At 50.8% G+C, this 14,547-nt stretch carries 7 protein-coding genes; 5 read left to right on the top strand and 2 right to left on the bottom strand.

Annotated features, from left to right (window positions below; genetic code table 11):
• Window positions 1-162: 162 nt before the first annotated feature.
• From AAF564_03550 to AAF564_03535, 4 genes are all read left to right on the top strand, one after another.
• Window positions 163-510 carry an FxLYD domain-containing protein gene (locus tag AAF564_03550; GenBank protein MEM8484593.1) on the top strand — a complete coding sequence of 116 codons (348 nt, stop codon included), beginning with the start codon at window positions 163-165 and terminating at the stop codon, window positions 508-510.
• A 225-nt stretch (window positions 511-735) separates the two neighbouring features.
• The gene (locus AAF564_03545) at window positions 736-2,538 is read left to right on the top strand and encodes a serine/threonine-protein kinase (GenBank protein ID MEM8484592.1); all 1,803 of its coding nucleotides are present in this window, start codon (window positions 736-738) and stop codon (window positions 2,536-2,538) included.
• A gap of 347 nt (window positions 2,539-2,885) precedes the next feature.
• Window positions 2,886-9,470, top strand: coding sequence for a DUF5666 domain-containing protein (locus AAF564_03540; protein MEM8484591.1), 6,585 nt, complete (start codon window positions 2,886-2,888; stop codon window positions 9,468-9,470).
• 152 nt (window positions 9,471-9,622) lie between these two features.
• Entirely contained in the window at window positions 9,623-10,192 is a 570-nt protein-coding gene (locus AAF564_03535) for a hypothetical protein (protein MEM8484590.1), read from the top strand.
• 27 nt (window positions 10,193-10,219) lie between these two features.
• Here AAF564_03535 and AAF564_03530 read toward each other — a convergent pair whose 3' ends face one another.
• Entirely contained in the window at window positions 10,220-10,516 is a 297-nt protein-coding gene (locus tag AAF564_03530) for a NifU family protein (GenBank protein ID MEM8484589.1), read from the bottom strand.
• 136 nt (window positions 10,517-10,652) lie between these two features.
• Window positions 10,653-11,486, bottom strand: coding sequence for a glycerophosphodiester phosphodiesterase (locus tag AAF564_03525; protein ID MEM8484588.1), 834 nt, complete (start codon window positions 11,484-11,486; stop codon window positions 10,653-10,655).
• Window positions 11,487-11,996: 510 nt separating this feature from the next.
• Between AAF564_03525 and AAF564_03520 the strand changes: the two genes are divergently transcribed.
• Window positions 11,997-14,411: a PAS domain S-box protein gene (locus AAF564_03520; GenBank protein ID MEM8484587.1), complete on the top strand. Its 2,415-nt coding sequence runs from the start codon at window positions 11,997-11,999 to the stop codon at window positions 14,409-14,411.
• Window positions 14,412-14,547 lie beyond the last annotated feature (136 nt).

Genomic DNA, 14,547 nt, shown 5'->3' with positions numbered 1-14,547 from the left:
TAACATGTCCTGCCAGGTACCGCCCCCATGTTTGTACGGCATGGAGAATTATCTCATGTTGCAGGGAATCACTTGCCACTGGAATTTGTCTAATTGGAATGGCACCCGTATTGCATACGGGGTTTTGAGCCGCTCTATCATGATCACTAAATCGTTAGTTCGTTGAGATATATAGCCTTTTGTGCCGTTTTTGTATTGCTTCTGGTCTCAGGTTGTCAGTCAGAACCTGAAGTGTCCGATGCAAATCAGGTTCAGGTTGAAGACGTCAAATATTCCCTGCTGCCTGGTGGTGCACGCATCGTGTCCGGTACACTTTTTAATCCATCTGAAGCACTTGTGAAGGGTGCACAGATTCAGATTTCGTTGTTCGACAGCAACAACATCAGGGTGTCGAGCATGAGCATCACTGTTAAAGATGTGCCGGCAGGTGAACGCAAAGCATTTCGCCAACCCGTAGATACAGACCTTGATATCAAAGGTGCGTCTGTGCGCAGTGTGCTTGTACTGTAGAATCTCACCCATACGGTGTTGCCCAGGTGTAAATTGGGTGCATCATGAGGAAGAATGCTCGTATCGGATGCATGCCTCGCAATACACAATCTGCGCTTGTGCCCTGTAAAGGCGCAATTTTGGGTTTGGCACATCATTTTCTGCCTGATTCCTGATTAATTCAGTAGCGCTGCCGGATAATGCATAGGTGTGTAATCCTGTTTGGCAGCCTGTCAGGTAAATGGTATGGGCAGCCCAGAAAAAATTGGTGATATACAGCCGTATGCGGAGTTGCATCGTGGGCCGCTTACAACGGCCTATAAAGGTTTCCAGAAAGCAAAGGACCGTTTTGTTCTGCTGAAGCTTCTCCATGTTAGGCATGCACGAAGCGAAAAAGTTGTAGCCCGTTTTAAAGAGGAGATACAACAGGTTAGCCGGCTTAAACACGAAGGTGTTGTCCAGGTATACGCTTCCGGACGTGACAATGATAACGTCTACGTTGCCACCGAATATGTGGAAGGCATGACACTGGCAACGCTCCTCAAAAAGGGCCCTTTGCCACCCACTATTGCAGCGTACGTACTGGCTGAAGTAGCTTCGACGCTTAAACGTGCCCACGAAAAGAATTACATTCACCGGGATATCCGGCCATCTAATATTCTCATCTCCAAAGAGGGCCAGGTAAAAGTAACAGATTTTGGCTTTGGGGCCGTGTTACACGACGCAGCCGGCAAAGATCTGGATGTGCAGGGCGAAGCAGCCTATTTTGCACCTGAATATGTTGTAGGCAAATCACCTTCTCCAGCAACTGACGTGTTTTCCCTTGGGGCAGTGTGTTTTGAGATGTTGCTCGGTAAGGCTGCTTTTACAGGCGCTGATGCAGCGGAAATGCTGGAAAAAATACGAGAATATGATCCTGTTTCGTATTTGCAGGATGATGAAGACCTGCCCTCTCAGGTACGTCGCATTTGTCAGCAGATGCTCAAAAAGAAGCCCGAGCAGCGGTATCAGGATTGCACGGTTCTACTGGCAGATTTAAATGCTTACCGTAAAGGCAGGGGGACAAGCGCCGTTGCTACAACGGGGGACATGAAAAGCTTCCTTGATGACCCGGAAGCGTACGTGCGCCGGCTCAAAGATAAACCGGTTACCCTGCGAACAAGGGAGCCACGACAAAAAGCGGAAGACCGGGAGGTGGTGCCTGAACGGGCGAAAACACCAGCCGTTTCGCGCGATGCACTGCTCAAGAGAACCCGGATGATCGGTATTGTGGTTGCCGTATTGTTTGTGTTTGGCGGACTCAGTTTTGCCGGCTCGTTCTTCTTCAGCAAAGACGGTTCGTTTGGCGCAAAGAATAACCCCAATAATGGTGCAGTCTCAGCGTCTTCTGGAGGTACAGCTACCGCGGTTCGTAAAAGTGGGAAAGGGGGGACGCCTGTAAAAACGAACAACACATCGCAAAACGCGGCAGAGCCAGCAGAAAATGCCCCTAATCCTGTAAAAGAAGTAACCGTAATTGGAGACGATCCGCTTGAGAAGCTGATTGCAAAGGCAGACAGTTTCCGGGCTGCCGGCGATAGCGACGCAATTCCTGATACGGTTGTTTTGGCACCACCAGACAGCCGGACCGGTAAAATGACGATTGTCTCCACGCCGGCGGCTACAGTATATCGGGGCAGTGATTCGCTTGGGGTTACACCACTCACCATGGTTGTTGCCCCCGGAACGCACCGTATTACGCTACAAAACCCAGCGTTTCCTCCTTTTGAAACCCTGGTAGATGTCGTGCCTGGTAGAGAAACTCCCTTTAAGATATCGTTATGGTCTTTGGTTGGGGCTGTGACTATTGCCACACAGCCCGGTGTTGATATTTCAATTAACGGTACATACCGCGACAAAACGCCTCTGATGAGCCCGCTTATTCTAAAACCCGGCGCCCACAGCATTACACTCACTCACCCGAACTATGGAACAGTACAGGAGCAGTTTGACATCCAGGCAGGTGAGTCGAAAACGCTCCGCTACGACTTGGCCGGCGCCGGCGAGTAATACGCGGGTTTAGTATCCAACAAAATGATCGAAGGCCTGATTACGTCCCATACTGCGCAGTTCTTCGTCCAAAGTTAAGAACCTGCCCAGAAATCAAGCATCCAACTCCTCACTCCTCACTCCTCACTCCTCACTCCTCACTCCTCACTCCTCACCGGGCTTTTGGTATGGGGAGAATCTCCAATTTGCCATGTACGCGGGTGTCCCACCCTTAAGCTGCATTACCAGACGTCGATGCCACGGGTAGTCGTTTTGCACTTCTAAATCTAAAAACCAGCTAGCTAAACACGATGAAACGTAATGCTACCTCTAGTATCATCAGGTGGTGTGTGCTTCTGTTAGCTTGTATGACCTTGGGAATTGGGACAATACAGGCGCAAAGTAACCTGATGTTTTCCAAAGACGCCGCCTTCAGCAATGAAGACCGGGAGTTTGCGGAGAACGATGTAATTTATATAAAAGTGGAAGCTTCGGACGTGGATTTTTCCAGTGTTCGAGTTGCCCACTTTACCCTTACGCCACGTACCGAAGACACCGAGTACGACGGCGAATTCATTAACAACTTCGATGGTACCTATACCGCCGAGATTCCAATTGCAGACCTCGATCTGGTGGATTATCTCTGGAACTGGGATGGGTTGATTGAAGACGATGCCGGCAACTCATTTGCCACCCGGGTATTGCTTCGCATCGGAGACCCCGCACAATTTTCGGGATTTGAAGTCCGTGCTGTAGTTGAATCTGTGGGTACGGACTTTTTTGTGCTGAAAGGCAACGAATTTCTCGTTGATGATCAGACTGAATTTGTTTTTCCTGACTTCCACACAGACCCCAATGGCGACCCGGGCATTGCTCCGCCGCCAAACGCCGGCCCACAGCCCGCCAGTTTTGAGGATGTAAAGGAAGGATTCAAGGTTCGCGTAAAAGTTGAGCCTTCCAACGGTGCTTTGCATGCCAGCCGCGTTGAAATCTTTGGCGAGCCTTATGTGCCCGGCGAAGTCAACCTCAGTGGCCGTGTTCAGAGCATCGACCAGGAGTCCAGAAGTTTTGTTGTTCGCGACCGCCAGGTTTTCGTGAATGAGTATACCTCGGTGGGTAACTCAGATGAAACCGTTGGTGACCAGGAAATTCCTGAATGGTTGGTAGGTCGTCAGATCAGCATCTACGGACACTTCCAGGAAGACGACTCAATCCTTGCACATTTTGTACATGTTGCAGAAGGTGTACGTGAAGAGCTGGAAGTCCGAGGCGTTGTTGAAGAGGTTGAAGACAACAAAATGGTTGTCCAGGGCTTCCCGTTTGTGGTTTTGCCAACAACGGTAGTTGAAGACTTTACCTCTGATGGCCGCGACCAAGGCGGCGAAGGTGATGGTGGGGAAGGAGGAGATGATGATGGTGGAAATCCTGATGGTACCGGCAAAGCTGCCAGTTTCAATGATGTCGATCCTGGCCTGGTTGTGCGTGTCTACGGCGTTGTTAACGCTGATGGTGTGCAGGTGGCAGAACGCATTGCAATCGAATCTGGTGTTGACAGTGGTATCCGCATAAGCGGTGCAGTGGAAGCGCTGAACGAAGGTGGATTCAGCATCCGCAACTGGTCGGTGAATGTAACCGATTATACCCATCTCTTTAACGACACCTTTGAAGAGGTACCCTTTGAAGAGCTGCCAGATGGTCAGCTTGTGCTTGTGTTTGGTGAGATCTACGAAGATGGTGTTATAAAAGCCCATCATATCGAATATCGCCGGCAAGAGCGCGACGAATTTACCCTCTTTGGACCCATCACAGCCCTCGAACCTGGTGTAATGACGGTTTGGGATATCCCCTTTACCGTTGATGAAGACGCTGTGTTTGAAGTAGGTCCAGAAGAGTTTGTTGCTTTTGAAGACCTCACAGTCGGACAGATTGTAGAGGTTGTAGGTTTGCCTGATGCTTCAGGTGCATTGGCCGTAGAACGCGTGCACATCCCACAGGGATTTGACGACGGTGTACGCATTAGCGGCGAAATGACCAACCTGAGCGAACAAGGCTTCTCCGTGCTTGGCAAAGATGTTGTAATCATGCCTGAAACGCAGTTCCGCGATCGGAATTACGAACCGCTGGATTTTGCAACCTTCGAAGATGGCACGGCAGTGCAGGTTTTCGGACACTTCAGTCCTGATGGTGGCATCATTGCTTACGAGGTCATGCTCACCGGCGCTGATCGCGAAGAAATCGAATTGTGGAGCGTCATTGACACTGTAAACGGCGATATCATCACCGTGAGCGGTATTGATTTCTATGTTGGCGCAAACACGAGCGTGTATTTCGACAGCGAGACTGGTGGTGAAGAAGGCAGCCCGGGAGACCTGGTTGCTGGTGACGTTGTTTCAATCGTGGGCGTACTGGACGAGCAAGGTACACCATTCATCGAATGGGTATATGTGCCGCGCCAGCCAGGCGATCAGGTTCGTATTAGTGGCGAAGTATCTGGTGCCTTTGAGAACGGTATGGTGCTTTGGGGACAGGAAGTTCTGTTCACAGAGTTTACCCAGTTCTACAACGAAGACTTCCAGCCTGTTGGGCCAGAAGCTGTTGTTGATGGTGTAAAAGTCGATGTGTTCGGTCAGTATGACGAGTTTGGCGTGATCCGGGCTGACGTGGTGGAATTCCGTGGCGCTAACCTGGAAGAATTATCGCTAAATGGTCAGATCGAATTCTTCGACGGTTTCACCGTTGTTGTTGGTGGTACTTCTTTCAAAATCACCGATGGCACACAGGTATATGATAACAATGGCGACGATACAGGCGCCGGCGGCACAGATGCGCCGGGCAAGTATTCCGGTACGCCATTGCGCGAAGGGCCAGGTAAATTTGCCGGCGCAGCAACAGGACTCGAAAATCTTGAAGAAGGCCTCCGGGTAGAAGTATTTGGCGCCCTTGATCAGGATGGCGAGTATGTTGCCAATGTCATTCATATCAATGATGAAGGAGACCGCGTCCGCATAAGTGGTTCACTTGAAGGCCTTGAAGAAAGCAGCCTGTTTTTGCAGGGCCGCGTTGTTCTGGTTGGTCCTGAAACCTTCATCCAGAACGAAAACTTCGAATCTGTCGCACTTGAGACGCTTGTTGATGGCCAGTATATCGAGGTATACGGCGAGTTTCTTGCAGATGGTAGTGTGGACGCACACAACATCGAAATTCGTCCGGGCAGCGGTGAGCAGCTTGAATTCTGGGGAGACATCGAGTCTATTCAGGGTGAGCTTGTTGTTGTACTTGGTACAGCTTTCGTTGCAAGCGAATTTACTTTCGTGAACAACGACAAAGGAGAGCCGCTTACCCTGGAAGACCTTGCTCCAGGCATGGAAGTCAACATCCGAGGCGATCGTGGCGAAGATGGTGTTGTTGTTGCAACAGACATCTTTGTGCCGGGCAACCATGTTACCGCGTGGATGAACGGTGAAGTTGAGTTTGTAGGAACAGAAGACCTGCAAGTACAGGGCCGCACAATTGTAACGGGTCCTGAGACCAGCTTCTTTGATCCCTCTTATGCCCAAATTACCCTTGCAGATGTACAAGCCGGCCAGTCCGTGTTTGTATACGGTGAAGTAGGGGAAGATGGCGTCCTGGTGGCTTTCTCTGTCGAAGTACGTGGTACTGAGTTCAGTGAATTGCAGGTCTTTGGCCCAGTAGGTACTGTTGATGGTGATTTACTCGAAATCAACGGCCGTACCTACACGCTGACTGAAGATACGTACATCTCTGGTCCGGATGGATTTGAAGTGCCGGCCGAAGAGTTGACGCCCGGTCAGTTTGTTAGCGTTGTTGTTATTCCCGATGCTACCGGTAGCCCCGTGGTTGCCAAAGTGTATCTCGAAGAATCACAGAACGACAACAACCTCCGAATGCGTGGCGCCGTTCAGGAAGTCACAGCTGACGGCCTCATGTTGCAGGGACGGTTTGTGGTACTCGGCGAAGAGACCATGATTGTTGGCGATAACTATGAGCCTGTACCGCTCGAAGCCCTTGAAATCGGTCAGATTGTGACTGTGTTTGGTGGCTTTGATCCAGACGGCAATGTACACGCGTACAAAATAGAAGCCCTTAAAGAGCAGCTCGAAGAAATTGAGTTCCGCGGTGTTGTCGCCGCGGTGAACGGTGAGCTGTTTGTCATTCGGGATACAGAGTTTTTCGTTAATGAGGACTCGTACTTCGAAGATAACAACGGTTTCCCTGTAGACTTTATGACGCTCACGCCTGGTACAATTGTGAGTGTTGTGGGTGCACCTGCAGGACCAGGCACCTTCAATATCGTGCGGATGCACGTGGGTGCTGGTGATGGCGACCGCCACGTGAACATCAGTGGTCAGGTTGCCGGCTTGGATTTGGCAAATGGCTTCCTCGAAGTTCAGGGCCGCGTTGTGCGGGTCGAAGACTTTGTAGAAGTTATTGGTGCTAACTTTGAGTTCATACCCCTTTCTGAACTGGAAGAGGGCATGAATGTCCGCGTGTTTGGTCAATACGAAGGAGAAGGTTCGGTTCATGCATACCGCATCGAAGTTCGCAGTGGCGAAGGCTTCGAGGTTGAGTTCCGTGGCCGTATAGAAATCCTGGAAGATCAGCAAATCCTCGTGCGTGGGTTACCTTTTGTAGTAACGCCCAATACCTGGATTGGTGATGCACAGGGTACGCCACTTACGCTGGAAGACCTCCAGTCTGGCCAGATCGTTTCAATTGCTGGCGCGCCTGGGGAAGGTGATGTGCACAATGCACTGCATATCTTCGTTTCCAACGGCAATGAAGACCGCAGCATTCGCGTGTCTGGTCGCCTGGTTGACGTAGATGGTGACCGGCGTATCCTTGTGGTACGGAATCATGTAGTGGCAATCAATCCTGAAGCAGAGATTGTAGGGGATACCTACGAGCGCATTGCTTTTGAAGCCCTGGCTGCTGGCCGGCAGGTTTCGATCTGGGGTTGGCTGCACGAAAACGGGGATATCGAAGGATTCCGCGTTGAACTACGTTTGCCGAACAAAGAGGACTTCCAGATTGTGGGTGTACTCACCGACATCGAAGACCGCTTTGTGTATGTCAATGGCGTTAAATTCCTTGTACCAACAGAAGCCTTTGTTGGTGCTCCCGACATTGGCCGGCTTGCATTTGACCGTCTCTTCCCAGGCATGGTTGTTAATGTTGAAGGCGACACAGGTGAACTCGGTGGCCTGATTGCAGAAAAAGTTCAGATCTTCGGACTGGATGAGCGTCAATCTATCGAAGTCATCGGCTCGCTGGGCAACCTGGGCAATGACCAGTTTGATGTAGGTACTCTCGGCATGAGCTACGACGACAAAACCTTCCTGCTGGATGGCAATGACCAGCGCATTGGCGCGGCTGCCCTGCAAGATGGATACAACGTAGCAGCATTTGCCTTTGGCGATGGCGACGATCTGAATGTTCGCTTTATGCGCGTATTTGATATCGTACGGGATGAGCGCTCTGTGCTCGGCCGTGTTGAGTCGCTTTCCACCAACTCGTTCACGATCCGAGAACTCACGTTTGAGGTGAATGAAGAAACCGTATACCTCGATCCGCTTGGCGACCCGATGGCGTTTGCTGATCTGCTCGAGCGCATGCGCGTTGAGGTGAAAGCAGTTGCTGATGGCAATGTGCTCGTCGCCCGCGAAGTACAGGCCAAGCCGCGTGATCGCAAGCTCACCGGTACGGTAACAGACATCCAGGGAGATTACCTGGTTGTTGCCGGCCTTACAATCACAATTGATCCGATGACAGTCTTCCTGAATGGCGACGAAGAAGCCATCAGTCAGACGGATATCGTACCAGGCCAGACGGCGAACCTTACCGTTACCCTCGGCCCTGGTGGACAACCACTGGCTACCGAAGTCCGGCTCTTGCCGCGCATCGAGGACGAAGTGGTACTCAACGGTACCGTTGAGGCTGTTGTCGACGATCTGATTGTTGTACTTGGCCGTCGATTCCAGGTTATTCCGAACACGCTTATGGTTGACGAAAACGACAGCCCAATAAGCATCCAGGGGTACAGCGTTGGCGATGCAGTTCGCATCCGAGCCCTGCTCCTGGCCGGCGATAACCTTGTTGCCCTGCGCGTTCGCAAGCTCGACGCAGCGGCTACTGACATCAAAGTTGAAGGACCAATTGTATCCGTGAGCGCTTCTACGCTCGAGGTGATGGGTATCTTCTTCTTCATCAATGAATCCTCTCAATTCTACGATCTCAACCGCAATGAAGTGACGGTTAATGAGTTCGCAGAAGGACAGACCGTTTCCGTGACGGGTGAAGGTCAGGCCAATGGCACCGTTGTCGTAACCCGGGTTAATGTACAGAACGTTTCACTCAGTTCTGGCGAAACAACGGGTATTGTCGATGGCGAATTCAGCATGTTTGGCAATGACTACTCAGTGGATGAAAACACCATGGTACTTGGTGAGAACAACGTACAGCTCGACCTCAATGATGTCGAAGCCGGCCAGTTCCTCGAAGTGCGCGGTGTGGGTGAAGCTGAAGGTGGTGTAGCTGGTAAAACAGGCGCATCTATTCTTGCATCGAAGATCAAAATCATCGATGCAGAAGGATCTGGTGAGTACGAACTCGAAGTTGAGCCTGAAGGCACAGCCACAGAAGACGAAGTACTGCCGGAAGACTATGCCCTCTTCCAGAACTACCCGAACCCGTTCAACCCGATCACAACCATCCGATTCTCCTTGCCGGCGAACGCGGATGTGACGTTGAAAATATTCGACGTAACGGGTCGTGAAGTACAAACCATTGTGTCTAGCGCAATGGCTGCAGGTACGCATGAAGTCCAGTGGAACGGACGCAACAGTGCGGGACTGCGTGTGGCTTCTGGTGTCTACCTTTACAGGTTGGAAGCCGGCCGCAATGTGATGACCAGACGGATGGTGCTGCTCAAGTAGGCAGGATATATTTCGCCTGTTAGCCGGCTGCTCCTCAAAAGGAGCAGCCGGCTTTTTTTGTGGTGTTTACAGCCGATCTTGCGCGTTAGCCCCTATTTGTCTGTACAGTTTGTAGATTGTCCCTCAGGAAGTCACCCAGTTACTCGTTGTTTATGTATAGAACGTCCTGTTTGCTGTTGATTGTGCTGTTTCTGATTACAGGTTGCGGCTCAACCCGGCAAATCGAAACCGCATCTCCTCGCCCCGTAAATTTGCCTGGTAACGCTGGGGCACCCGCCTCGGGTATGGGATTGCTCACCATTGATGTAGAAACGGGTGAAACCAACCTGCCCGAAGAAGTACAGGCGTTGCGGTTCCGGATCGATGAAATCCGTTTGCACACGGATGAAGGAGAATGGATCACCTATCCGGTTGAATTGAACAGCTTTGAGATCTTACCTGATCGGTATGTCGGGAAAATGATTTTGTCGACGCGGGTAGACCCGGTTGTGTACGATTCGCTTTCGCTCAGGATAAGCGATGCGTTTGTGTTGTTTGGGGAAAATGCAGGGGGGCCATTGACGCTGCCAAAAGATCGGCCGTTGGAAATAGCTGTAAAAATGCAGCCGGCAGCAGGGGAGGTGACCAGGGTAAACCTTACAATAGAGCCCGGGGCTTCGCTATACAAAGATGACGCTTGCAAATGGTATTTCGTACCATTCTGGCGAGCAGGGTTGGAATAAGATGTGGGGACTAGCCTGGTTAATGGGCTAAAAGATGGGTGCTTCGTTGACGGCTTCAACGCGCGCGATTTGGGGGACAGCTTTTTTGAGCGTCTGCTCGATGCCGGCGCGGAGTGTCATGGTGCTCATCGGGCACGAACCGCATGCACCAAGGAGTTCAAGTTCAACCACCATGTCTGGCGTGATATCAACAAGTCGAACTGAACCACCATCTGCATTAAGATAGGGTTTGATGGTTTCCAGTGCGTCTTCAATCTGCTGGCGAAGTACCGGGTCAGCACCAGGGTTGTAAGCTTCCTCAGAAGGTGTCTGTTCGGTTGACATACAATTATGAAATGTAAAGGTCACAAAGTAAACGGCGGTTGGTGGTATAACGAGCACCGCCAGGAAAAGATCGTTCTCAAGATACGAACTTTCGTTCACAAAGTCGTTTGTCTGCGTCGTTGGGCTTCTGATTGCCCTAATTTTTACCTGATACAAGTTTTTGGCTGATATCCGGGTAATCCGTAATGATGCCGTCCACACCGAGGTCAACAAGCGCTTGCATTTCTTCGAGGGTATTGATGGTCCAGGGGATAACCAGCATATCGTGCGCATGGGCTGCGTCCACGAGGGCTTTGTCAACAAGCTTATAGTACGGACTGTAGATGGCAGGGGTAAACCCAAGGTGTTCGATGTGGCCGGCAAAATCGAAGGTGTCGTGGTCACCCACCAACAAGGCCAGCGACAAGTCAGGTTTTAAGCTGCGGGCAACTTGCAAGGTGCGCGGGTCGAACGACTGGATGGTTGCGCGATTCAGTATGGCCGTCTCTTCCAATACCTCGATCAGTAGCTGCGTAAAGGTCGCCGGATCAGGGTGGAATACGTTATCGCCGGCGGGGGTAGATTTGGTTTCAATATTATACAAAATGGCTGGTTGATCAGGCTGGCGGGCATAGGCTTCAGCAAAGGCAATGACGTCTTTCAGCAGGGGTTTGTGAACAGCCACTTTTTCCTGGCGGGGAAACCGGGGATTGCCGCGGAGGCCACAGTCAAATCTCTTGACCTCTTCGTAGGTCATTTCAAAAATTTTGTAGGACTTTTCGTTGTCGTGCGGAATTGGCTCTCCGGAGGGCTTGCTGCAGATGGTACCAGAAAACCAGGGCTCGTGAGAAACAACAACCTGGCTGTCTTTTGTAATAACGACGTCCATTTCCAGCGTCGTAACCTCAAGCGCAAGTGCTTTTTCGAACGCAGGGATGGTATTTTCGGGCAATAGGCCGCGTGCGCCACGATGACCTTGTAAATCAAGCATAGGTTGGATAGCAGGAGAAAGTTGTTGCAATTGCATGTTGCCCGGGCGTGCGCAACCCCCAAAGACTAACGCAAAGATGCAGAAAAAGACGGTTCGCATAGGGGGAAATTCCCTCACATGATGGAGAATGAGAAAATTATTTAAGCAGACTTGCAATTAACCACAGATTTATTATCATGGTACTCTTGTTTCTGCGTGCACTTCTTAACAGAAACGACGATCGGTGTTTAAGATAGATGTGAAGATGGATTGTATTCTAGTAGCAATTAAAAAATTAACATAAATCTCCGCTCGACATCCACTCGCTAGCACCGTTTAGTTAAACAGTAACATTGGTTCTGTCTCTATTGCTCCCCTCATCAGCTCTTAGAAACAGCATTTATATTCCATTCTCTTAATCCTGACAAGGGATTTCCAGTGTTTATTTGGAATAGAAATGTCTGCTTTGTTCGGAAGGCAGCTTCCTGATCATGAGGGACCGTCTTATTTGAGTTTAATTCTGTGCCCCCCATGGAAGAGGCGAAATTTGTTATGGCAAAAAGGGTATCACCCTTCGGTTGGAGCCAGCTCCTGGGGGCTGCGTCATCTGACCGTAAAACCGGGGGATCCGCCACCGATGCCGGCAGGACGAGTGGCAGGAACGCAAGCGTTCGCACGCAGATCAGATCTTTTATTTTCGAGAGCCAGATACTACAGGCACTCTCGAATGCAGTAGTTGTCCTTGACGAGCAATTTGTTATTCGAAGCTGGAATCGTGCTGCTGAAGCGCTATACGGCTGGTCAATTAATGAAGTGCTTGGCAAGCCGGCTGACGAATGCTGGCAATTGCATTTCAAGGAGGACCCTGGTGCGTCTGTTTCCCGGAGTCTGGAGACTTCCGGGCAATGGGAAGGGCAAGTCTTTCAACAACACAAATCTGGCGTGCAAATGGTATTGGATGCCGTGCTGGTCATGCAGCGCGGACCGTCTGATGGCGTACTAAAATACGTTTTTATTGGCAAACCGCTGACCGAAGAACACGTTGCCGTTCAGGATTCGGTGCAGGCCGGGGTCAAATGGCACCAACTCTTTGATTCTTATCCCGAACCCATTGCGATTACGGTAGGTGAGCATTTTGTCTATGTAAATTCTGCCTGTGCTGCCCTTTTTGGGGCAACAGCCATCGACGAGATGATTGGTCGTTCGATGTATGAGTTTTCGTTGGCGCCATACCATAAATTGCTCAAGCGACGGATTGAGTTGCTTGAAAATGGAGAGGCAACAAAGCCGCTTGAGTCGCGCATTCGCCGGCTCGACGGACACGTGCGCTATGTGCGGAGCTACGGCGTGCCCGTTGAGTATGACGGCCAGAAAGCAGCTCAGCTGGTGGTTAGCGACATTACCGATAAAAAACGCGCGCTTGCAGCATTGGAGCGAAGCGAGCGCAGGTTCTGGGCGCTGTTCGAACGTGCGGGTATCGGCATCATCCTGTCTACACACGACGGGCGCATCCTGGAAACCAATCCCGCTTTGCAGAAAATGTTGGATTATTCAGCGGACGATCTGCGGGAAATGAATTACAAAGAGATCACCCACGAGGAAGATCTTGGGATTCAGGCGCAATTCTACCGCCAGATACACGAAGGCAAAATTGATCGGTATCGGTTGGAAAAACGCTATTTGCGCCAAGACGGGAAATTGGTATGGGGCAGCCTTACGATGGCTGTAATTCGCGATGATTCAGGTGCTGTCGAATACATGATCGGTATGGTTGAAGACATTTCTGCCCGTAAGAAAACCGAAGCTGAACTTGTTGCTGCACAGAGCAAGGCTGAAGAGATGACCCTGCTCAAATCGTCTTTCCTTACCAACATGAGCCACGAAATTCGAACCCCGCTTACGGGGATTATCGGGTTTGCAGCCATCTTGGAAGACGAAGTACACGAAGAGCAGAAAGAACTGGTACAACTGATCGAGCAAAGCGGACAGCGGTTGTTGCAAACACTTAATGCAATACTCGATCTTTCGACGCTTGAGTCTGGCACCATGCAACTCAAGCCGCAGCGGCTTGATATCATCGACGAAGTGTTGACCCGGGTGCATTACCTGGAGCCCAAGGCACGCGCGAAAGGTCTCTATTTGGAGCTTGCGCCCGGGCCAAAGAAATTATTTGCCACACTGGATCGCGATAGCCTCGATCGTGTGTTGTCAAACCTGATCAGCAATGCGATCAAGTTTACCCGACAGGGTGGTGTAACGGTGTTGATCGAACAGAAAAATCGGGACCTGATCATAAAGGTTCGCGACACCGGGATTGGCATTAGTGAGCCGTTTATGCCGCATCTCTTTGAGGCATTCAGGCAAGAAAGCACCGGGATGACCCGTACCTACGAAGGTACCGGGCTCGGGCTAACGATTACACAACGGTTGATAAACTTTCTGGGAGGAAAAATTAACGTGGCAAGTGCGTTGGGCGAAGGGTCGGAGTTCACTATTACTTTTTCTGATGTAGTGCTCGAGGCAGATAGCCGCGGGCGTGCAGCTGGCCGAAAGCAAGATGATGGCAGTGTCGGTCGTGGCCGGCCAAGGGTGCTGGTGCTGGAGGACAACCAGGATGCTCGACGGTTGCTGGAAAAATTCCTTGAAGGTGGTTACGATGTCGCATTGGCTGGAGAAGAGCATCTGGCTCTTGAGCTGGCGCGCGAGCAGCTGTTCGACGTTGTGTTGATGGATATCAATCTGGGCGGCGGACGTACCGGTGTGGATGCACTGCGTGCGCTACGTCACCTGTCAGGATATGAACAGATACCTGTTGTTGCGCTGACTGCTTATGCCGTAACAGGTGACCGTGAGCGTTTTCTTTCGCACGGTTTCAACGGATACCTGGGCAAGCCCCTTACAAAACAAGAGCTGTACGATGTAATTGCAAACGTGCTGGATACCTGACCTCTTTACCTGTCAGGGTAAGTATTTGCTTAATTGTTGGCATCCTTGTTCATTGGAAGACAGGAGATCCTGTTTTCCTCGTGCCAGACGCCCCTTAAAAATCTGTATTAGCTACATGAAATCAAGTTATATCATC

The sequence above is a fragment of the Bacteroidota bacterium genome, from assembly GCA_039111535.1.
GTDB lineage: Bacteria > Bacteroidota > Rhodothermia > Rhodothermales > JAHQVL01 > JBCCIM01.
This window is presented reverse-complemented; position numbering and strand designations above follow the sequence as displayed.